This window comes from Sphingomonas sp. AAP5 (assembly GCF_004354345.1).
GTDB lineage: Bacteria > Pseudomonadota > Alphaproteobacteria > Sphingomonadales > Sphingomonadaceae > Sphingomonas > Sphingomonas glacialis.
Map to the genome: position 1 here is coordinate 2,133,258 of NZ_CP037913.1, position 20,847 is coordinate 2,154,104.

Consider the following 20,847-nt stretch of genomic DNA (forward strand, 5'->3'; position numbering starts at 1 on the left):
GAAATTTACCCCTGCATCCGGTTGGCGTCGTCGACCGAGATCGTCCCGCGGCTACGGAAATAGATGACGAGAATGGCGAGCCCGATCGCGGCCTCACCCGCCGCGACGGTCAGCACGAACATCGCGAACACCTGGCCGACGAGATCGTGGAGATAGCCCGAGAAGGCGACGAAGTTGAGGTTCACCGCGAGCAGGATCAGCTCGACCGCCATCAGCATGACGATGAGGTTCTTGCGGTTGGCGATGATGCCGAGCACGCCGAGCGCGAACAGGATCGCGCCGACCACGAGATAATGGCCGAGACCAATCACAGCTCAATTCCCTTGCCGACGGTAGGTTGCGTGTTGCGCGTGGCATCCTGCGGACGCCGTGCGTTCTGGCGGCTGACATTCTGCGCGCGCGCGCCCTTGCGCTCGCGGTGCGTCAGCACGATCGCACCGATCATCGCGACGAGCAGCACGAGCCCCGCGCCCTCGAACACGAACAGATAGCGCGTGTAGAGCAGCATCCCGAGCGCCTCGATGTTGGGCAGCGTGTCGGGCGTCGGCGCGGCGCGGCGCGCGAGCTCGATCTTGCCGGCGCTCCAGGCACCGAACGCGACCATGATCTCGGCGGCGAGGCCGACGGCGAACACCGCGCCGATCGCCGCATATTTGGCGAACCCGGCGCGCAGCTCGGCAAAGTCGATGTTGAGCATCATCACGACGAACAGGAACAGCACCGCGACCGCGCCGACATAGACGATGACGAGCAGCATCGCGATGAACTCGGCGCCGACCAGGACCATGAGGCCGGCAGCGTTGAAGAAGGCCAGGATCAGCCACAGCACGGCGTGCACCGGATTGCGCGCGGTGATGGTCAACGCGGCGGACGCGATGACCAGACCAGCGAACAGGTAAAAGGCGATTGCTTGGATCACGGAATCAGTGGGCCCCTCTAAGTCGCGTGGCGCTTAACGGTACGGTGCATCGGCGGCAAGGTTCGCCGCGATGGCGCTTTCCCAGCGGTCGCCGTTGGCGAGCAGTTTCGCCTTGTCGTAGATCAGCTCTTCGCGCGTTTCGGTCGCATATTCGAAGTTCGGGCCTTCGACGACGGCGTCGACCGGGCAGGCTTCCTGACACAGGCCACAGAAGATGCACTTCGTCATGTCGATGTCGTAGCGCGTCGTGCGGCGGCTGCCGTCGTCGCGCGGTTCGGCCTCGATCGTGATCGCCTGCGCCGGGCACACCGCCTCGCACAGCTTGCACGCGATGCAGCGTTCCTCGCCGTTCGGATAGCGCCGCAGCACGTGCTCGCCACGGAAGCGCGGCGAGATCGGGTTCTTCTCGAACGGATAGTTGATCGTCGCCTTGGCCTTGAAGAAATATTTCAAGGTCAGCGTGTGCGCCTTGAGAAATTCCCAGAGCGTGTACGACTTGATGATCTGCCCGATGTTCACGAGCGCTTCTCCGTCTGGTTCGCGGACGCGGTCTGGCACATGCCATCGGTGGGATAGCGCGGACGACCGTCGTCATAGAGATATTGCTTGGAATAGACCCGGTCCTGCGGCGCGCACTCGGTGCCGACACGGGTGAGCATCAACACGCCCGAGACGAGGAACACCCAGAACAGCGACAGCGGCAAGAAGATCTTCCAGCCCAGCCGCATCAGCTGGTCGTAGCGGTACCGCGGCACGGTCGCCTTCACCCAGCTGAACAGGAAGAAGAACACCAGCATCTTGAGGAAGAGCCAGATGATCCCCGGGACCATGTACAGGATCGGGATGTCGAGCGGCGGCAGATAGCCACCCCAGAACAGCGTCGCGTTGAGCGTGCACATCAGGATGACGTTGGCATATTCGCCAAGCCAGTAGAGCGCGAACGACATCGACGAATATTCGGTCTGGTAGCCGGCGACGAGCTCGCTCTCCGCCTCGGTCAGATCGAACGGCGCACGCTGCGTCTCGGCGAGCGACGAGATGAAGAACACCACCGCCATCGGGAACAGCAACGGGTTGATGAAGAAGCCGTTGATCAGGCCGAAGCCCATGCCCTTCTGCGCCTGGACGATGTTCGTCAGGTTGAAGCTGCCGGTCCACAGCACGATCGAGATCAGCACGAAGCCGATCGCGACTTCATACGACACCATCTGTGCCGCGGCGCGGATCGCCGAGTAGAACGGATATTTCGAGTTGGACGACCAGCCGGCAAGGATGATGCCGTACACGCCGAGCGACGAGGCCGCGAGCACGTAGAGCAGACCGACGTTGATATCGGCGATCGCGGCGCGGGCATCGAATGGCACCACCGCCCACACGATCAGTGCCACCGTGAAGGTGATGATCGGGGCGAGCAGGAAGAGCACCTTGTTCGACGCGGACGGGATGATGGTTTCCTGCAGGAACACCTTCAGACCGTCGGCAAATGACTGGAGCAGGCCGAACGGCCCGACGACGTTGGGGCCGCGGCGCAGCGCCATCGACGCCCAGATCTTGCGATCGGCATAGATGATCATCGCAACCGACAGCATCAGCGGCAGCGCGACGAGCAGGATGTCCATCAGCGTGGCGGCGAACCACGCCCAGCCATAGTCCCAGCCGAAGCGATAGGTGAAGAAGGAGGTCATTCCGCCGCCTCCGCATAGTCGACACCGTGGACGAGTTCGGACGAGCAGCGCTGCATCGTCGGGCTCGCGCGGCAGATCGCGTTGGTCAAGTAGAAGTCCTGGATCGGATAGCCGGTGATCTCGCCGGTCACGCTCGCGTCGAGCGCAGGCGGTGCCCAGTCGAAGCTGGCGAGGCCGAGATTTGCGAGCGCAGGCGTATCGGAGCCCATGTTGGCGCGCAGTTCCTCGATCGTGTCGAACGGCAGCGTCTTGCCGAGCACCGCCGACAGCGCGCGCAGGATCGTCCAGTCGTCGCGCGCGTCGCCCGGCGGGAACACCGCGCGCTCGCCACGCTGCACGCGACCTTCGAGGTTGACGTAGGTGCCCGACTTCTCGGCATAGCTCGCGCCCGGCAGGATCACGTCGGCAGCCGCCGCGCCCTTGTCGCCGTGATGGCCGACATAGACCTTGAAGCTGCCAGCGAATTTGCTGAAATCGACTTCGTCAGCGCCGAGGAAGAAAGCGAGCTTGGGTGCCGCCGCGACCAGATCGGCGATGCCGCCCTTCTGCGCGAAGCCGAGCATCAGACCACCCATCCGGCTCGCCGCCATATGGACGACGTTGAAGCCGTTCCACGCATCCTTGACGAGGCCAAGCGGCGAAACCAGCGCGAGTGCTGCGCCGAGTGCCTTGAGCCCTGCCGCGCCGACGATCACCATCGGACGCTCGGCCGAAGCGAAGGCCTCGGTGACGGCTTCCGGCAGGTTGCCGAGCAGCGCCAGGTCGGCGCCGAGCCACTCGACCTTGTAGGTCAGCTCGGTTTCCGGCCCGATCGCGAAGACCTTCGCGCCCTTCTTGATCGCCTTGCGGATCCGCGTGTTCACCAGCGGCGCTTCCCAGCGCAGATTGCTGCCGACGAGCAGGATCACGTCGGCCTTTTCGGTGCCGGCGATCGTGGTGTTGAAATTGACCGCGGCGAGGCTCGACGTGTCGTAATCCATGCCGGTCTGGCGGCCTTCGAGCAGGGTCGACCCCATGCTCGCGAGCAGCGCTTTGGCGGCATACATCGTCTCGGCGTCGACCAGGTCACCCGCAACGGCAGCTACGCTAGACCCCGCGTCGATTGCGGCGATGGCAGCGAACGCCTCGTCCCACGTCGCCTTGGTGAGGCGGCCGTCCTTGCGGATGTAAGGCGTGTCGAGGCGCTTGCGCACCAGGCCATCGACGGCGTGGCGGGTCTTGTCGCTCGCCCACTCCTCGTTCACGTCCTCGTTGATCCGCGGCACGGCGCGCAGCACCTGGCGACCGCGGCTGTCGAGCCGGATGTTGGTGCCGACCGCGTCCATCACGTCGATCGTCAGCGTCTTCTTGAGCTCCCACGGACGCGCCTCGAAAGCGTAAGGCTTCGAGGTCAGCGCGCCGACCGGGCACAGATCGACGACATTGCCCGAAAGCTCGCTCGTGACGGCGCCTTCGAGGTACGACACGATCTGCATGTCCTCGCCGCGACCGATCGCGCCGATTTCCTCGACGCCGGCGACTTCCTCGGCAAAGCGGATGCAGCGCGTGCACTGGATGCAGCGCGTCATCACCGTCTTGACGATCGGCCCCATATATTTCTCGGTGACCGCGCGCTTGTTCTCGTCATAGCGCGAGTGGCCGCGGCCGTAAGCGAGGCTCTGGTCCTGCAGGTCGCATTCGCCACCCTGGTCGCAGATCGGGCAATCGAGCGGATGGTTGATGAGGAGGAACTCCATCACCCCTTCGCGCGCCTGCTTGACCATCGGCGAGTTGGTGAAGATCTCCTGCTTGTCCGCCGCCGGCAGCGCGCACGACGCCTGCGGCTTGGGGGGGCCGGGCTTCACTTCGACCAGGCACATCCGGCAATTGCCGGCGATGCTCAGGCGCTCGTGATAGCAGAAGCGCGGGATTTCCTTGCCGGCGATCTCGCACGCCTGGAGCACGGTCGCGCCCGCTGGCACTTCGACTTCGACGCCATCGACTTTGACAATAGGCATCAGTGAATCTCGATCTTAGCGATTGTGTGCAAGCCCTGATTGCCGGTTAAGACCGACTTCATCCGAACTCCACCACCGAGCCCATTGGCTCGGCGATTTTCTATCCAAGCGGCCAAGGAATTTAGAGTGGATTCCGGCTGCATGGGTTCGTCTGATCGCGTTGAGTCGCCGCGCATGTAATTTCCGCACTGGTATGGATAGGGTTCGAACCGCTCGATGCTACCATCGGGCCGGCGCGCCTCTTTGAAAACTTTCGCGGTCATTCAGCCGCTTCCATCATCGGCGAGAGACCACCACCGCGCTTTTCCGTAATCCGCCGCTCCATTTCGGGGCGGAAGTGCTTGATCAGGCCCTGGATCGGCCACGCCGCGGCATCGCCGAGCGCACAGATCGTGTGGCCTTCGACCTGCTTGGTCACTTGATACAGCGTGTCGATCTCGGAGATGTCGGCGTCGCCGGTGCGCATCCGCTCCATCACGCGCCACATCCAGCCGGTGCCCTCGCGGCACGGCGTGCACTGGCCGCAGCTCTCATGCTTGTAGAAGTACGAGAGGCGGCTGATCGCGCGGACGATGTCGGTCGACTTGTCCATCACGATGATCGCCGCGGTGCCGAGTCCCGAGCCGACCTTCTTGAGGCCGTCGAAGTCCATCGGGCAGTCCATGATCTCGGCCGCCGGCACCAACGGCACCGACGAACCACCGGGGATGACCGCGAGCAAATTGTCCCACCCGCCGCGGATCCCGCCGCAATGCGTCTCGATCAGCTCGCGGAAGGTGATCGACATCGCCTCTTCGACGACGCACGGCTTGTTCACATGGCCGCTGATCTGGAACAGCTTGGTGCCGCGGTTGTTCTCCGCGCCGAAGCTCGCAAACCACTCCGGCGAGCGGCGCAGGATCGTCGGGACGACCGCGATCGACTCGACATTGTTGACCGTCGTCGGGCAGCCGTAGAGCCCCGCCCCTGCCGGGAACGGCGGCTTCAGGCGCGGCTGGCCCTTCTTGCCCTCGAGGCTCTCGAGCATCGCAGTTTCTTCGCCGCAGATATAGGCGCCGGCGCCGCGATGGCAGAACACGTCGAAATCGTAGCCCGACGCGCAAGCATTCTTGCCGATCAAGCCCTTGTCATACGCCTCGGCAATCGCCGCGAAGAGCACTTCGGCCTCGCGGATATATTCGCCGCGGATGTAGATGTACGCCGCGCGCGCGCGCATCGCGAAGCCCGCGATCAGCGCGCCCTCGATCAGCTTGTGCGGATCGTGGCGGATGATCTCGCGATCCTTGCACGAGCCCGGCTCGGACTCGTCCGCATTGATCACCAGGAAGTTCGGGCGATCGGCCTTCGGCTCCTTGGGCATGAACGACCATTTGGTCCCGGTCGGGAAGCCGGCGCCACCACGGCCGCGCAGGCCCGAGGCCTTGACCGCGTCGATCAGCGCATCCTGCCCGAGCGCCATCAGGCCCTTGGTGTTGTCCCAATCACCACGCTTGATCGCGGCGTCGATGTTCCACGGCTGGAAACCGTAGACGTTGGTGAAGATGCGATCCTTGTCGGCGAGCATCAGGCCCACTCCTCGCGATAATCGTGGTTTTCATCGACCATTGCGGTGAGCGAGGTCGGCCCGCCCGCCGGGCAGCTGTCGCGACGCCCAGTCTGCGAGCCCGGCGTCACCGTCCCGCCCCTGGCGAGTGCCTCGAGGATCGCCGTGGTCTTATCGTAATCCAGGTCTTCGAAATTGTCGTCGTTGATCTGGACCATCGGCGCGTTGGCGCAGGCACCCAGGCACTCGACCTCGGTCAGCGTGAACATGCCGTCGGGCGTGGTGCGCCCCTTGATCAGGCCCTTGTTCTTGCATGCCGAGAGCACGTCGTCGCTGCCGCCGAGCAGGCACGGCGTCGTGCCGCAGACCTGGACGTGATAGCGGCCGACCGGCGCCATGTTGAACATCGTGTAGAAGCTGACGACTTCGTAGACGCGCATGTACGGCACGCCGATTTGGCGCGCGACGAACTCGATCACCGGAACCGGCAGCCAGCCTTGCGTCTGCGTCTCGGCGCCGACCTGGCGCTGCGCGAGATCGAGCAGCGGCAGCGACGCCGATTGCTCGCGCCCCTTGGGATAGCGACCGAGGATCTCGTTAGCTTTCTTCTGGTTTTCTTCGGTCCAGGCGAACGCGCCCCAGCGGGCGCGGGTCTCGGCTTCGTCGGGGATCTTGGGGGCTTCAGCCATTAGCGGTCACATTCACCAAAAACGATGTCCATCGCACCGAGGATCGCGGTCGTGTCGGCGAGCATGTGGCCCTTCGACATGAAGTCCATCGCCTGCAGATGCGAGAAGGCGGTCGGGCGGATCTTGCAGCGATACGGCTTGTTGGTGCCGTCGGCGACGAGATACACGCCGAACTCGCCCTTGGGGCTTTCGGTCGCGACATAGACGTCGCCGGCCGGCACGTGGAAGCCCTCGGTATAGAGCTTGAAGTGGTGGATCAGCGCCTCCATCGAGCGCTTCATCTCGGCGCGCTTGGGCGGGACGACTTTGCGGTCGAGCGACGCGATCGGCCCCTCTGGCATCTCGTTGAGGCACTGCTTCATGATCCGCGCCGACTGGCGGACTTCCTCGACGCGCACCATGAACCGGTCATAGCAATCGCCGCGCGTGCCGACGGGTACGTCGAAGTCCATCCGGTCGTACACGTCGTAGGGCTGCGACTTGCGCAGATCCCAGGCGATGCCCGAGCCGCGGATCATCGGGCCCGAGAAGCCCCATTTGATCGCATCGTCACGGCTGACCGTCGCGATATCGACGTTGCGCTGCTTGAAGATGCGGTTGTCGGCGACGAGCGAGATCGCATCCTCGAACAGACGCGGCAAGCGTGTGTCGAGCCAGTCGGCAATGTCGGTCAGCAGCTTGAGCGGCGCATCCTGGTGGACGCCGCCCGGACGGAAATAGGCGCTGTGCATGCGTGCGCCCGAGACGCGCTCGAAGAAGTTCATGCAATCTTCGCGAATCTCGAACAGCCACAGGTTCGGCGTCATCGCGCCGACGTCCATGACGTGCGAACCGAGGTTGAGCATGTGGTTCGAGATTCGCGTCAGCTCGGCGAACAGCACGCGCAGATATTGCGCGCGAAGCGGCACTTCGAGATCGAGCAATTTCTCGACTGCGAGCACATAGCTATGCTCCATGCACAGCGGCGAGCAGTAATCGAGGCGATCGAAATACGGCAGCGCCTGCATGTAGGTCTTGTATTCGATCAGCTTCTCGGTGCCGCGGTGTAGCAGGCCAACATGCGGATCGACCCGCTCGATGATCTCGCCGTCGAGCTCCATCACCAGGCGCAGCACGCCGTGCGCGGCCGGATGCTGCGGACCGAAGTTGATCGTGTAGTTCTGAATTTCGACGTCGCCGACCTCGGGGTCTTCGCCGTCGAAACGCTTTTCGAGCTGGTCGAGATACTCTGTCACTGGTTCTGCCCCTTGGGGGAGGGAACGACGTCGGGATCGGCAGGCTTCTCGCCGGCACTCGGACCGGGCTTGCCGGCGCCCGATTGCGCGGTGCTTTCGGTCGTCTTCGGGTCGCTCGGCGCGGCCTTGGCCGACACGTTGGCGTCGGCCTTGACGATCTCGTCGGCCTTGAGCGGCGTCGGCGCGCCCTTCTCTTCGGGAAGCTTAGCCTTCTCGTCGCCCGGAAGGACGTATTCGGCGCCTTCCCACGGGCTCATGAAGTCGAACGTGCGGAAATCCTGCGCAAGCTGGACAGGCTCGTACACGACGCGCTTGGCTTCTTCCGAATAGCGCAGTTCGACATAGCCGCTCAGCGGGAAGTCCTTGCGCTGCGGATGACCGCGAAAGCCGTAGTCGGTGAGGATGCGCCGCAGATCGGCATTGCCCGAGAAGAGCACGCCGTACATGTCGTACACTTCGCGCTCGAGCCAACCGGCGACCGGCCAGATGCCCGTCACCGATGGCACCTGCTTCTCGTCATCGGTCTGCACATGCACGCGGATGCGATGATTGCGCGTCAACGATAGCAGGCAATAGACGACTTCGAAGCGATCGACCCCGCGATCGGGATAATCGACGCCGGCAATTTCCATCAGCTGCTGATATTCGAGACCGGGCGTATCGCGCAGCGCGACCATTGTGTCGACCAGCGAGACGCGATCGACGTGCAGCGCGACTTCGCCGACGGCGTCGAGCGAATGCAGCAGACGGCCACCGAGTGCCGCCGAAGCCGCTTCGATCACGCCGTCATTGGCGACATAGGCAGGTGCAGGAGCCCTCATCGTTCGCCCCTCATCTCTCGATCGTCCCGACGCGGCGGATCTTCCGCTGGAGCTGCATGATCCCGTAAAGCAGCGCTTCGGCGGTCGGCGGGCAGCCCGGCACGTAGATGTCGACCGGAACGATCCGGTCACAGCCACGAACGACCGAATAGCTATAGTGATAATAGCCGCCGCCGTTGGCGCACGACCCCATCGAGATGACGTATTTCGGCTCCGACATCTGGTCGTAGACCTTGCGCAGCGCCGGGGCCATCTTGTTGCACAGCGTGCCGGCGACGATCATCACGTCCGACTGGCGCGGCGACGCGCGCGGGGCGGCGCCGAAGCGCTCGAGATCGTAACGCGGCATGTTGACGTGGATCATTTCGACCGCGCAGCACGCCAGACCGAAGGTCATCCACCACAGCGAGCCAGTGCGCGCCCAGTGAAACAGATCCTCGGTCGAGGTGACGAGGAAACCCTTGTCGCCGAGTTCGCCATTCAGATCGTTGAAGAACGCCTGATCGGGCTGGATGATGTCGCTGCCGCTGGGCTGCCGGAGCAGCTCGACGGGGCCCGAGTGACCGGGCAGGCTTGGTGCTACTCCCATTCGAGCGCTCCCTTCTTCCATGCATAGACGAGGCCGAGCGCGAGTTCGACGATGAACAGCATCATCGAGCCCCAGGCGACCCAGCCGAGTTTGAAGACCGATACGGCCCAGGGATAGAGAAACGCCGCTTCCAGATCGAAGATGATGAACAGGATGGCGACGAGGTAGAAGCGCACGTCGAACTGGCTGCGCGGATCCTCGAATGCGGGGAAGCCGCACTCGTATTCGCTGAGCTTCTCGGCGGTAGGCTTGTGCGCGCCTGTGAAGCGTGCAGCCAGAATCGGCAGGAACACGAAGGCGCTCGACAGCACCAGGGCTACGCCCAGGAACAGCAGAATCGGGAGATATTGCGACAGGTCGAGCATGATCAGCCTTGGGTGCTTCTCGCATGTGCGAACGGATGCCCGGGGCTTTAGGACGATGCCCCGGAGCGAGCAAGGCTTAGAGGCGTGAGAATGAATCGCAACAAGTCCGGCGAAGCGTCGTGCTTGACGTACAATCGCGATACGTCAAACTCTTAGCGGGGACGAGCATCGGGGGATGGCAATGCGCGCGCGGCATATCGTGCTTCGGCTGGCGGTTTTGATGGCGGCCGCGGCGCCCGCCAGCGCATCTGCCGATCCCCTGCCCCACCAAGTCGGCGCACTTTTCGCGATGACGCCCGATCAATTCGCCGCCGCGGCCGATGTGAAGGACGACGCGCTCGAGACCGTCGCGACGATATCCACGATGCGCGGCTGGCAGCAGCACGACGGGCTGCTCAGGATCGTCAACGACGACGGCTTCTTTCGGGCGTTCATCGACAAGACGAGCGGCGAGACGCGGTTCCAGGTCTATCATATGGTGCGCTACACCGAGCAGCACCGTGCTCGGTTCGAGGTGGTGAACTACGAAACGCCCGACGGACCGGTGTCGGTGCCGCTCATCCCCATCGGCCGCTACCGCGGATCGTGCCGCGTCTATGTCGGGTGCGCGTATCTCGAGACCTTCGCTTTCCCGGTCGACGAGACGCTGCTGCGCACGCTCGCGGCGAAGTACCTGCCGGGCCGGGTCGCGGTGTGGAAATATCGTCTGAAGGCGAAAACCGGCGCCGAGCGGGATGAAGGCTTTGCCCCGGCCGAGATCGCGGGGATATTGATCGCGGTCGACCATTATCGCGCGGCGCATGGCCTAACCGGCGCGCAGACCCGATAAATTCTTGCCCCTCCCCTTCAAGGGAGGGGCTTTGGTCCGATTACCGCAGCGCGTTTGCGAGCAGCTTGTGCAGTCGCGACTGCAGCGCGTCGTTTGCCGCAAGAATCTCGCTGCGCTGCATCATCTGGTCGCTGCCACGGAAATCGCTGACGAAACCGCCGGCTTCCTTGACCAGCAGCATGCCCGCCGCGACGTCCCACGGCTTGAGGCCGCTTTCCCAATAGCCGTCGTACCGCCCCGCCGCGACCCAGGCGAGATCGAGCGCGGCCGAGCCCATCCGGCGGATGCCAGCGACTTCGGGCGCGATCGCGCCGAAAATCCGGCTCCACTCGGTGAAATTGCCGTGGCCGAGGAAGGGAATGCCCGTCGCGATCAGCGAATCGGAGAGGTCGCGGCGTGCCGAGACGCGCAGGCGCTGCTCCTGCACCCACGCGCCGCGGCCCTTTTCGGCCCAGAAGGCTTCGTCGGTGATCGGCTGATAGACCATCGCCGAGGTGATCTCGCGCTTGCCGTTGGGCAGCGTCTCCTCGACTGCGATCGAGATCGAGAAATGCGGGATGCCGTGGAGGAAGTTGGTCGTGCCATCGAGCGGATCGACGATGAAGCGCGGCTTGTTGGGGTCGCCGGGGACTTCGCCGCGCTCTTCCATCAGGAAGCCCCAATCGGGGCGCGCGCGAGAGAGTTCCTCGTAGATCGTCTGCTCGGCGCGCTCGTCGGCCATCGACACGAAGTCGGCGGGCCCCTTGCGGCTGACCTGGAGCTGCTGGACTTCGTTGAAATCGCGCCGCAGCCGCGGGCCGGCCTTGCGGACCGCGCGGTCGATGATCGTCATGAGGCCGGAATGGGAGGGCATTGGCTATACTCGATAGAGACTCTTGCCCTCTCCCGCGCGCGGGAGAGGCTACGGAGACTTGGTCCGCCCTCTTCGGGCGGGCCTAGTCGTAGTCGGTGAGGGCCGTCTTCGTTCGGCGCGGCGAGGAAGAACAAGGCCCTCACCCAACCCTTTCCCCCGAAGGCGGGAGAGGGTTGGGCAGAATTGATCAGTCCGCGCGGCGGACGTAGGTCTGCTCGTACACATCGACGACGATCCGCGTGCCGGCCCCGATATGCGGCGGCACCATCACGCGCACGCCATTCTCGAGGATCGCGGGCTTGTACGACGAAGAGGCGGTCTGCCCCTTCACCACGGCATCGGCCTCGACGATCGTCGCTTCGATCGTGTCGGGGAGCTGCACCGAAATCGGGCGCTCGTCCCACAGCTCCATGACGACGTCCATACCGTCCTGCAGGAACGCCGCCGCGTCGCCGAGAATGCCGGCGTCAAGCGTGATCTGCTCGTAATTGATCTTGTCCATGAAGGTCAGCGTGTCGCCCTCGCGGAACAGATACTGGAAATCGACCGTGTCCATACGGACTTTCTCGACGCTTTCGGCCGAACGGAAGCGGACATTGGTCTTGCGGCCGTCGATGAGGTTCTTCATCTCGACCTGCATATAGGCCCCGCCCTTACCCGGCTGGGTATGCTGGATCTTGACGGTCTTCCAGATACCGCCTTCATATTCCAGGATATTGCCGGGACGAATTTCGACCGCGTTGATCTTCATGGGGGAGCCTGTAGTTGGAAAGAGCCAAGCGCACGGCACGCCGCGCGGACGTGCGCCTTAGCGGGGCAAGGCCTTTCCGGCAAGATAGGGGTAGGGATCGACGTCCATGCCTTCGTACCAATGCTGGTCGGGCGTGGTGTGCGTCAGACCGAAATGCAGGTGGAAATTGCCGACGCCGGCATTCCCGGTGTCGCCGACATAGCCGAGCACGTCCCCGACCTTAACCGACTGGCCCTCCTGAAGGCCAGGCGCAAAACCGCTGAGATGGGCATAATAATAGGTCCAGTTCCGCGCCGGCGAACGGACGTACACGGTCGTCCCGCCCGCGGCGCTGGTCCAGAGCTTCTCCACGGTACCGGGCGCCGCCGCCAAAACCGGCGTGTTGGCAGGCGCTGCCAGATCGGTGCCATGATGTTCGCGCAGTCCGTTCTCGCGCGGATCGCCCCACGACTCGCGAACATCGTGTCGCCGCACGCCGCCGATCGGGACCGCGAGCACTGCGCCCTCCCCCGCCGCACCGACCGCTGGCGGGGACTTCACGGCGGGCGATCGCTCGGCGCTGCCACCGATGCGGCGCGAGGCCTCCGGCAGCAAGGCGAGCAACGCAATCCACGCCGCCGCCATGATCGCCAGCGAGATCAGAACGAAACGCGCAACCCGGCTCACGCGGTCACTTCTCGAAAATGGCCGGCGTGCCAGGCTTGACCATCATCGCGAGCCGCGCGGCGTCCCAATTGGTCAGGCGGATGCAGCCATGGCTTTCGGCGCGACCGATCGTCTCGGGCGAGGGCGTGCCGTGGATGCCATAATGCTCCTTCGAAAGATCGAGCCACACCACACCCACCGGCCCGTTCGGCCCGGGCGGGAGCAAGGCGGCCTTCGCGCTGCCCTTGGCATCCCAGAACAGCTTGGGGTTGTAATGAAATGGCGGGTTGTACGACGGGCCGTTGATCTTCCACGTACCGATCGGCAGCGGATCATGCTCGCTGCCCATCGTCGCCATGAACTGCGCGACGAGCTTGCCGTCCTTGTCGAGCACGCGCAGCACTTCGCGCGACTTGCTCACCACGATCTTGGCGCCTGCCGGCTGCGTTGAGTCGACGTTGAGCGAGGCCAAGGTCTGGCGCCATTTCTCCGGCAGTTTCGGATTGTAGGCCATCGACGTCGCGATCGCGTTCGGGACGACGATCTTGCTGCCCGCTTTGAGCGGCGTCGTCGGGCTGTTAAGCTCGACCAACACCGCTGGCGTGGTGTGGAACATCTCGCCGAGCTTCTCCATCGCAGTGCGATAGCCAAGCTGAGGCAGCTTCGCCTGCAGCGCCGGGTCCTTCGGCAGCGGGTTGATGTATGGGCCCGCAAGCATTTCTGGCGTGAGCGTCACCATCACGGTCGGGCGCCACTTACGATCGGGATACAGTGCCTGCAGCGTCGGCTTGTCCATTACGCCGGTTTGCTCAAGACCGCGCGTTTCCTGAAAACCCTTCAGTGCGGCAACCAGCGACTTACCCTCGCGACCATCCAGCACGCCGGGCGAGAAGCCGAGATGATCGAGGATCACTTGAACGTGAAGCGTGGACGGATCGAGCTTGGTCGCGGCGGACGCAGCTTTTGTTCCCGGCGCGGCAGCGGCGATCAGCCCAAAGGAGGCTATCGCCAGACAGGCCGTTCCGGCCACCATTTTCCGCATTACGCTCGGCTCCTACATATTCACTATGCAGACAACGACTTGTGACACGCTTGTGTCCGACACTTTACGCGATCCCGAAATGAAACTTTCGCGACGGGGCCTGATCGGCGGCGTGCTTGCCGGCGGTGCGGCGCTCGCCCTTCCGCTTCCCGCGGTCGCCGTTGGCACGGAGTGGCGCCTCGCGATCCGCAACGTCCACACCGGCGAGAGCGTTGACGCGCTGTTCGCGCGCAACGGATCGTTCGTTCCGCAAGGCTTGGCCGAGCTCAACCACGGCCTGCGCGACTGGCGCACCGGCCAGGCGACCGCGATGGACCGCCGGCTGCTCGCCTTGCTCGTGAGGCTGCGCGACAAATTGGAATTGAACGGCCGCACCAAGATCGATCTGATCTCGGGCTACCGATCGCCCGCCACCAACGCGTCGCTCCGCGCGCGAGGCGGTTCGCACACCGGCGTCGCGAGCCAGAGCCAGCACATGCTGGGCAAGGCCACCGACATCAAGGTCGCTGGCGTGCGGCTTGATCGGTTGCACGGCGCGGCGTTGGCGCTGGGTGGCGGCGGTGTGGGATACTATCCGCGCGACGGGTTCGTGCATGTCGATACGGGCCGCGTACGGCATTGGTGACGCGTCAGGGGTAGCTCTGACGTGTGTGCAACACGCGGACGACCCTGACGAGATCATCGTCGACCCGGTAGACGACGACATAATTCGGGGTCACGACCGCTTCGCGCGTCGGGCCGACGCGTCCGCGACGATAAAGATACGGATTGGACGTAATCAGTTCCAGCGTCCGATCCACTGCATCGTTGAGCCGTGTGGCGGCGGTAGGGTTACGGTCCCCGATGTACCCGAGGATCCCGCGAAAATCGTCTACGGCTCTATCGTCCCAGATCAGCCGCATCGCGCTTCTTCGATTCGATCAGCGCACGCATCTCGGCCATGACCACATCATGCGGGATGCCTGGCCCCGGCTCATCCAGCGCTTCCTGGACCTTCGCCCGAAACCAGACATCATATGCCTCGGCCTCCTCGGTGGTGGCGAATTCGGACTCGATCGGAGACAGCTTGGCCATGCCTCCGCTGTAGCACGAATCCGCGTCACCCTCTAGCCAGCGAGCACCGCTGCGAAGGCCTGAACCGCAGCGGCCTCATCGCCGCACCACACCGCGCTCGATACCGCGACGAAGTCCGCACCTGCCGCAACCAGCGGCGCGGCATTGGCCGGGGTGATCCCGCCGATCGCGACGCAGGGGATTTCGAACACCGTCGTCCACCAGGACAGCAGCACCGGATCGGCGACATGGTCAGTCACCTTGGTCGTCGTCGGATAGAAAGCGCCGAACGCGACATAGTCCGCCCCCGCCTCGCCCGCTTCCATCGCGAGGTGGCGGCTGTCGTGGCACGACACGCCGATTTGCGCCGTCGTCCCCAATTCGCTGCGCGCCTCGCGCGGGTCGCCGTCTTCCTGGCCGAGATGCACGCCATCGGCGCCAAGCCGCTTGGCGAGCGAAATGCTGTCGTTGACGATGAAGGCGACATCGGCATCGGCACAGATCCGCTGCAGCGGATCGGCAAGCGCGGCGGCGACGTGCTGGTCGACGTCCTTGACGCGGAACTGGAACGCCGCGACCGGCCCGGCGTCGAGCGCACGCTTCAGCCGATCGGCAAAGCCGCCGGTGACGTCGAGCGGCGAGACGAGATAGAGCTGGCACGGCGGCCGGCGGATGTCGCGCGTGAAGCGTGCCGCGAAATTGGGGTCGAGCGGGCCGAGCGGATCTTCGCCGCGTGCGTCTTCAATGTCCATCGCTGCGCGATAGCGCCGCGATCGCGGCATGGAAAGCCACCGGATCATCGAGCTTGTGCGCGACTGCGTGGAGTTGCCCGCCGCGCCGCGTGGCGAGCGGCGGGTGGAGATCGACGACAACGTTCGGCCAGCTTGCCAAAGCAAGGTTGAGGACACCACGCTGCTTGATCGCCGCTGCATCCCAGCTGGGACGCAGCCCCGCGATCTGCGCCACGGGCATCGTCACACTCTTCAGTGCCCCGGCGCGCATCGTCAGCACGCCATCGGCCAGCGTCACGGGCAGGCGCCGGAACGATCGGATCAGGCCGATCAGCGCAATCACCAGCGAGGCGTCAAGCACGCCAGCGACCAGCGCCGCCCACCAGCCGAGCCATGCGACGACGACGAGATGCACCACCAGCATCTCGACGATCGCGATGCCGAGCAGAACGCCTATCATCGGAGCCAAACTCCGATGATAGGCGAATTCCACGGCTTATTCCTCGTTCTTGTAGATTGCGACGATCTTGGCGAGCATCTCGAGCGCTTCGTCGCGCGGGCGCTGGAAGGTGTTGCGCCCGATGATCGAGCCGTTGCCGCCGCCGTCGCGAATGTCGCGCGCGTCCTGATAGACCGCGTCCGACCCCTTCGCCGCGCCGCCCGAGAAGACAACGATCCGGCGCCCGGCAAAGCTCGACTGGACGACGTGCTTGACGCGGTCCGCCTGGTTCGACCAGTCGGTGCCCTCGTACATCGGCTTGGCCTCTTTCTGCTCGATGTGATCGCTCGGCAGCTTGACCTTGATGATGTGCGCGCCGAGCAATGCCGCCATGTGCGCGGCATAGGCGCCGACGTCGAGCGCGAGCTCGCCCGACTTGGGCAGCACGCCGCCACGCGGGTACGACCAGATCACCGTGGCGATGCCGACCGACTTGGCTTCGGCGGACATTTCGCGGATCTGGCCGATCATCTCGAACAAATCGTCCGAACCCGGATAGATGGTGAAGCCGATCGCCGCGCAGCCGAGCCGCACCGCGTCCTCGACCGAACCCGTCACCGCCTGGTTGGCGCCCTGCGCCCAGCTGTTCGAGCTGTTGACCTTGAGGATCGTCGGGACCTGGCCGGCAAAGGTCTGCGCGCCCGCCTCGATCATGCCGAGCGGCGCAGCGAATGCCGAAAGGCCGGCATCGACCGCAAGCTGCCAGTGATAATGCGGGTCATACGCCGCCGGATTGACCGCGAAGCTGCGCGCCGGGCCATGTTCGAAGCCCTGATCGACCGGGAGAATCACCAATTTGCCCGTGCCGCCGAGCTTGCCGTGCATCAGGATGCGCGCAAGATTTGCCTTGGTAGCAGGGCTATCCGACTCATATTTGTCGAGAATGGCTTGAACTATTGGGGTCATCGACAGCTCTCCGGTTGTGACTCTTTGTGCGGCTGATAGTCAGCCCGGCAATGGACTGCAACGCAGCAATCGTGGGCTAGGCGATTGCGACCTGCGCACTTGCCTTTCGTCGCCGCGCGCGCTTTCGCAGGCGGCATGAGTGATCCCGATACGCATGACCTGTCCCCCGCCGTCACCGCCCTTATGGCGGTCGCCTGCGGGGCGATGGTGGCCAACCTCTATTACGCCCAGACGCTGATCGGCATGATCGGCCCCGACATCGGCCTGTCGCCGTCGGCGGCGGGCGGCATCGTCACGCTGACCCAGCTTGGCTACGGCCTTGGCCTCGCCTTCATAGTGCCGCTGTCCGATCTGATCGAGAACAAGCGGCTGATCATCATCGCTACCGTCGGCGCGGCGCTCGGCTGCATCGGCATCGCGCTGGCGGAGGGGCCGCGGACCTTCCTGATAGCAGCACTCGCCACCGGGATTTGCTCGGTCGGCGCGCAAGTCCTCGTTCCGCTTGCCGCCAAGCTCAGCAGCGAAGCGCGCCAAGGCCGGACGATCGGACTGGTGATGAGCGGACTGCTTACCGGGATCATGCTCGCGCGACCGGTCGCGAGCTTCGTTGCGGGCGCGCTGGGGTGGCGCGCCTTGTTCTTCTGGTCGGCTGGCGTCACCGCGCTGGTCGGCCTCGCCTTGCTGCTGATGCTGCCATCGCGACGTCCTGACAGCACCCTCACCTATTCCGCGCTGCTGGCCTCCTCGCTCGAACTGCTGCGGCGCTATCCTGTCCTGCGGCTGCGCGCGGCGTATCAGGCGCTGCTGTTCATCGCGTTCAACCTGTTCTGGACCGCGGCGCCGCTCGTCCTGACACAGCGCTTCGGGCTGGGCGCGAACGGCATCGCGTTGTTCGCGCTGGCCGGCGCGGGCGGCGCGCTTGCGGCACCGATTGCCGGCTATCTCGCCGACAAGGGCCGCGCGCGCACGACGACGCTCGTCGCGCTGGCGCTGCTGATGCTGTCGTTCATTGCCGCCGACCTGGTCGTCGCGGCCGGGGCGCTGATCGCGTTTGCGATGACCGCGGTGCTGATCGACGCGGCGGTGCAGCTCAACCAGATTTCGGGGCAACGCATCATCTTCGGGCTCGACAGCGCGGCCGGCGGGCGGATCAATGCCGCCTATATGACGATCGTCTTCGTGTTCGGCGCGAGCGGATCGCTGATCGGCAGCGCGAGTTTCGCGGCGGGCGGTTGGTCGTTCTCGAGCCTGATCGGCGCTGCGATCGGGGTTTTGGCGTTGCTGCTCTATCTGCTGTTCGATCGCCCGTCCGCACCCCAAGCCGAGCGCGCCAAGGATTGACCGCCCGCGCGATCCGCGACACTCTCGCGCGATTACGGGGGCGTAGCGATGCGGATTTTATCGAGATTTTCTTGCAGCTTGGCGCTGGTTGCTGCGGCTGCGGTCTTGGCTGGCGCAAGCCCGCAACCCAAGGTCGGCGAGCTCGCCCCGGCGTTCGAGCTGACGCTGATCGACGGCAGTAAGGTTTCCTCCGACCAGCTCCACGGGCACGTCGTCGTGCTCAACTTCTGGGCGACGTGGTGCGGGCCGTGCAAGCAGGAGCTACCACTGCTCGACGCCTATTACGAAGCGCAGAAAGGCCACGGCCTCAAGGTCTTCGCAATCGCGACCGAGGATTCGCTCCAGCCGTTCCAGCTCAAGAAGCTGTTCGCGGTGATGCACATGCAATCGGCGCGGCGGATCAAGGGGCCCTACGCCGCGATGGCGGGCGTGCCGACCAACTTCATCATCGATCGCGCCGGGCGACTGCGCTACGCCAAGGCCAACGCGTTCGAGCTCGGTGAACTCAACGCGCTGCTCGTGCCACTGCTCCAGGAGCCCGTGCCGGCGGGGTGAGCCGCGACCGCCCCTCCCCGGCACCTGCCGGAAAGGAGACGGTCGGCCGGCCGTTTACCGCGAAAGCGCAGCAACCCCCGGCAAGTCCTTGCCTTCCATCCATTCCAGGAACGCACCACCCGCGGTCGAGACGAAGGTGAAGTCGTCGGCCGCGCCCGCCTGGTTGAGCGCCGCGACGGTATCGCCGCCCCCCGCGACCGACACGAGCGAACCGCTCTTGGTCAGCGCCGCCGCGGTCTTTGCCAGCGCGACGGTCGCGGTGTCGAACGGCGGCGTCTCGAACGCGCCGAGCGGGCCGTTCCACACCAGCGTGCGGCAGTTCTTGAGCACGTCGGCCAGCGCCTCGGTCGCCGCTGGCCCCACGTCGAGGATCATCTCGTCGGCGGCGACCTCATGGACGTTGACGGTACGGACCGGCGGGTTGGCGCGGAATTCCTTCGCCACCACGACGTCATAGGGCAGATGGATCGTGCAATTGGCTTGCTCGGCTGCTGCGAAGATTTCTTCGGCAGTGCCTGTAAGTTCATGCTCGCACAGGCTTTTCCCGACATCGACGCCGCGCGCCGCAAGGAAGGTGTTCGCCATCCCGCCACCGATGATGAGATGATCGACGCGCGCGACGAGATGCTTGAGCACGTCGAGCTTGGTCGACACCTTGGCGCCACCGACCACCGCCGCGACGGGATGCTCGGGATTGCCGAGCGCCTTGTCGAGCGCGTCGAGCTCGGTCTCCATCGCGCGACCCGCAAACGCCGGGAGCAGATGCGCGAGCCCCTCGGTCGAGGCGTGCGCGCGGTGTGCGGCTGAGAAGGCATCGTTGACGTAGAAATCGCCGAGCGCGGCGAGTTGCGCCGCGAACGCGGGGTCGTTCTTTTCCTCGCCGGCATTGAAGCGCGTATTCTCGAGGATCGCGACGTCGCCCGGCTGGAGGTTCGCCATCGCGTCGGCCGCGCCGTCATAGTCGACGAACTGGACCGGACGGCCCAGCACCGTCTCGTATGGCCTGGTCAGGAGTGCCAGCGACATATCGGGATTGCGCATGCCCTTGGGCCGCCCGAAATGCGCGAGGATCAGCACGATCGCGCCCTTGTCGGACAGTTCGGTCACCGTCGGCAAGGTTGCGCGGAAGCGCGTGTCATCGCTGACTTTTCCGTCTGCCATGGGGACGTTGAGGTCTTCGCGGACCAGCACGCGCTTGCCGCGCACGTCGCCCATGTCATCGAGGGTCTTGAAAGCGCGCGTCACTGAAGAATCCGTCATGGTTCCACCCTGATTGAATCGCCGACGCGGATGATCCCGCCGACAAGAACACGCGAACACGCGCCGCCGCGCCAATCGGGCAGTAATGCTGCCTTCAAGCCGGGCGAGAGCGCTTCCATCCGTTCGCATGGATCGGTCTCGCGTGTGATGGTGAGGACGACATCGTCCCCGATACGCACTTTGGTGCCGGCGCGCTGTGGCAGATCAAGGCCTTCGACGAGCAGGTTCGAACGCCGCTCGAACCACGGCAGGCTGTGGCCGACCTCTTCCATCGCGGCGTCCCAGTCGGCGCGTTCGATCAGCGTGACCTGCCGCCGCCCCTTGCCACCGGGCTTTATCGTTCCGCGAAAGTCGCCGTGGATCCCGCCATCGAGCGTGACCTCGACATGATCGACGGTCTCCATCGGCCCCTTGGGTCGGCGGTGGCGCGCGATGCCGGCGAGAACCCCCGTCGCCCCGGCGAAGGCCGGGGCCGCTGCGTTATCCAGCGCATCGCCTGACAACAAAGCGGCCCCGGCCTGCGCCGGGGCGACGGTATC

General features: G+C 64.8%; 26 protein-coding genes. 4 read left to right on the forward strand and 22 right to left on the reverse strand.

All coding sequences use genetic code 11. The features are described from left to right. Positions 1-5: 5 nt before the first annotated feature. The 11 genes from nuoK to ndhC all read right to left on the reverse strand — a co-directional run bounded on the left by nuoK (position 6) and on the right by ndhC (position 9,843). Positions 6-311: an NADH-quinone oxidoreductase subunit NuoK gene (gene nuoK, locus E2E30_RS09820; protein WP_010187224.1), complete on the reverse strand. Its 306-nt coding sequence runs from the start codon at positions 309-311 to the stop codon at positions 6-8. Then, positions 308-919 (reverse strand): NADH-quinone oxidoreductase subunit J, encoded by a 612-nt coding sequence (locus E2E30_RS09825; protein ID WP_133189363.1) that lies wholly within the window; start codon positions 917-919, stop codon positions 308-310. Before E2E30_RS09825 ends, nuoK begins: the two co-directional genes overlap by 4 nt. 33 nt (positions 920-952) lie before the next feature. Next, on the reverse strand, positions 953-1,438 hold the full coding sequence (nuoI, locus tag E2E30_RS09830; protein ID WP_133189365.1) for an NADH-quinone oxidoreductase subunit NuoI: 486 nt from the start codon (positions 1,436-1,438) through the stop codon (positions 953-955). Further along, positions 1,435-2,604, reverse strand: a complete 1,170-nt coding sequence (gene nuoH, locus E2E30_RS09835; protein ID WP_133189368.1) for an NADH-quinone oxidoreductase subunit NuoH — start codon at positions 2,602-2,604, stop codon at positions 1,435-1,437. Before nuoH ends, nuoI begins: the two co-directional genes overlap by 4 nt. Then, entirely contained in the window at positions 2,601-4,601 is a 2,001-nt protein-coding gene (gene nuoG, locus E2E30_RS09840; RefSeq protein WP_133189370.1) for an NADH-quinone oxidoreductase subunit NuoG, read from the reverse strand. The genes nuoH and nuoG overlap by 4 nt, the downstream gene beginning before the upstream one ends. 259 nt (positions 4,602-4,860) lie before the next feature. Beyond that, positions 4,861-6,165: an NADH-quinone oxidoreductase subunit NuoF gene (gene nuoF, locus E2E30_RS09845; RefSeq protein ID WP_133189372.1), complete on the reverse strand. Its 1,305-nt coding sequence runs from the start codon at positions 6,163-6,165 to the stop codon at positions 4,861-4,863. Continuing rightward, positions 6,165-6,833: a complex I 24 kDa subunit family protein gene (locus E2E30_RS09850; RefSeq protein ID WP_133189374.1), complete on the reverse strand. Its 669-nt coding sequence runs from the start codon at positions 6,831-6,833 to the stop codon at positions 6,165-6,167. Before E2E30_RS09850 ends, nuoF begins: the two co-directional genes overlap by 1 nt. Then, on the reverse strand, positions 6,833-8,068 hold the full coding sequence (locus tag E2E30_RS09855; protein WP_133189376.1) for an NADH-quinone oxidoreductase subunit D: 1,236 nt from the start codon (positions 8,066-8,068) through the stop codon (positions 6,833-6,835). Before E2E30_RS09855 ends, E2E30_RS09850 begins: the two co-directional genes overlap by 1 nt. Continuing rightward, entirely contained in the window at positions 8,065-8,889 is an 825-nt protein-coding gene (locus E2E30_RS09860; RefSeq protein WP_133189378.1) for an NADH-quinone oxidoreductase subunit C, read from the reverse strand. Before E2E30_RS09860 ends, E2E30_RS09855 begins: the two co-directional genes overlap by 4 nt. A gap of 10 nt (positions 8,890-8,899) precedes the next feature. Then, on the reverse strand, positions 8,900-9,478 hold the full coding sequence (locus E2E30_RS09865; RefSeq protein WP_229839220.1) for a NuoB/complex I 20 kDa subunit family protein: 579 nt from the start codon (positions 9,476-9,478) through the stop codon (positions 8,900-8,902). Beyond that, positions 9,469-9,843, reverse strand: coding sequence for an NADH-quinone oxidoreductase subunit A (ndhC, locus tag E2E30_RS09870; protein WP_133189380.1), 375 nt, complete (start codon positions 9,841-9,843; stop codon positions 9,469-9,471). Before ndhC ends, E2E30_RS09865 begins: the two co-directional genes overlap by 10 nt. A 175-nt stretch (positions 9,844-10,018) precedes the next feature. On the opposite strand from ndhC, the gene E2E30_RS09875 reads away from it, so the two are divergent. Further along, positions 10,019-10,672, forward strand: a complete 654-nt coding sequence (locus tag E2E30_RS09875) for a hypothetical protein (RefSeq protein WP_165954495.1) — start codon at positions 10,019-10,021, stop codon at positions 10,670-10,672. A gap of 40 nt (positions 10,673-10,712) precedes the next feature. On the opposite strand, the gene E2E30_RS09880 is transcribed toward E2E30_RS09875, so the two are convergent. The 4 genes from E2E30_RS09880 to E2E30_RS09895 form a co-directional block, all read right to left on the reverse strand. Next, entirely contained in the window at positions 10,713-11,525 is an 813-nt protein-coding gene (locus tag E2E30_RS09880; RefSeq protein WP_133189384.1) for an inositol monophosphatase family protein, read from the reverse strand. 187 nt (positions 11,526-11,712) lie between these two features. Then, complete coding sequence (gene efp, locus E2E30_RS09885; protein WP_010187254.1) at positions 11,713-12,276, reverse strand: elongation factor P; 564 nt, start codon at positions 12,274-12,276, stop codon at positions 11,713-11,715. 57 nt (positions 12,277-12,333) lie between these two features. Then, positions 12,334-12,942, reverse strand: coding sequence for a M23 family metallopeptidase (locus E2E30_RS09890; protein ID WP_133189386.1), 609 nt, complete (start codon positions 12,940-12,942; stop codon positions 12,334-12,336). A 4-nt stretch (positions 12,943-12,946) separates the two neighbouring features. Further along, the gene (locus E2E30_RS09895; RefSeq protein WP_133189388.1) at positions 12,947-13,963 is read right to left on the reverse strand and encodes a L,D-transpeptidase family protein; all 1,017 of its coding nucleotides are present in this window, start codon (positions 13,961-13,963) and stop codon (positions 12,947-12,949) included. A gap of 79 nt (positions 13,964-14,042) precedes the next feature. Here E2E30_RS09895 and E2E30_RS09900 point away from each other — a divergent pair, with 79 nt between their 5' ends. Further along, complete coding sequence (locus tag E2E30_RS09900; protein ID WP_133189390.1) at positions 14,043-14,588, forward strand: DUF882 domain-containing protein; 546 nt, start codon at positions 14,043-14,045, stop codon at positions 14,586-14,588. Positions 14,589-14,592: 4 nt separating this feature from the next. Here the strand turns inward: E2E30_RS09900 and E2E30_RS09905 are convergent, their stop codons facing one another. Genes E2E30_RS09905 through E2E30_RS09925 form a run of 5 tightly spaced genes read right to left on the reverse strand, consistent with a single transcriptional unit; the run spans position 14,593 to position 17,152 of the window. Further along, positions 14,593-14,865: a type II toxin-antitoxin system RelE/ParE family toxin gene (locus E2E30_RS09905; RefSeq protein WP_133189392.1), complete on the reverse strand. Its 273-nt coding sequence runs from the start codon at positions 14,863-14,865 to the stop codon at positions 14,593-14,595. After that, entirely contained in the window at positions 14,843-15,037 is a 195-nt protein-coding gene (gene relB / locus E2E30_RS09910; protein WP_133189394.1) for a type II toxin-antitoxin system RelB family antitoxin, read from the reverse strand. The genes E2E30_RS09905 and relB overlap by 23 nt, the downstream gene beginning before the upstream one ends. A gap of 32 nt (positions 15,038-15,069) precedes the next feature. Beyond that, positions 15,070-15,768 (reverse strand): thiamine phosphate synthase, encoded by a 699-nt coding sequence (thiE, locus tag E2E30_RS09915; protein ID WP_133189396.1) that lies wholly within the window; start codon positions 15,766-15,768, stop codon positions 15,070-15,072. Continuing rightward, entirely contained in the window at positions 15,758-16,207 is a 450-nt protein-coding gene (locus tag E2E30_RS09920; protein WP_133189399.1) for a hypothetical protein, read from the reverse strand. Before E2E30_RS09920 ends, thiE begins: the two co-directional genes overlap by 11 nt. 36 nt (positions 16,208-16,243) lie before the next feature. Next, positions 16,244-17,152: a class I fructose-bisphosphate aldolase gene (locus E2E30_RS09925; protein ID WP_133189402.1), complete on the reverse strand. Its 909-nt coding sequence runs from the start codon at positions 17,150-17,152 to the stop codon at positions 16,244-16,246. A gap of 135 nt (positions 17,153-17,287) precedes the next feature. On the opposite strand from E2E30_RS09925, the gene E2E30_RS09930 reads away from it, so the two are divergent. Beyond that, positions 17,288-18,493, forward strand: coding sequence for an MFS transporter (locus E2E30_RS09930; RefSeq protein WP_133189404.1), 1,206 nt, complete (start codon positions 17,288-17,290; stop codon positions 18,491-18,493). Positions 18,494-18,541: 48 nt separating this feature from the next. After that, a complete protein-coding gene (locus tag E2E30_RS09935) occupies positions 18,542-19,048 on the forward strand; it encodes a TlpA family protein disulfide reductase (RefSeq protein ID WP_133189405.1) in 507 nt (168 codons plus the stop codon). Between the two features lie 54 nt (positions 19,049-19,102). On the opposite strand, the gene E2E30_RS09940 is transcribed toward E2E30_RS09935, so the two are convergent. Continuing rightward, a complete protein-coding gene (locus E2E30_RS09940; RefSeq protein ID WP_133189406.1) occupies positions 19,103-20,308 on the reverse strand; it encodes a phosphoglycerate kinase in 1,206 nt (401 codons plus the stop codon). Then, on the reverse strand, positions 20,305-20,712 hold the full coding sequence (locus E2E30_RS09945; RefSeq protein ID WP_133192033.1) for an MOSC domain-containing protein: 408 nt from the start codon (positions 20,710-20,712) through the stop codon (positions 20,305-20,307). Before E2E30_RS09945 ends, E2E30_RS09940 begins: the two co-directional genes overlap by 4 nt. Between the last annotated feature and the right edge of the window lie 135 nt (positions 20,713-20,847).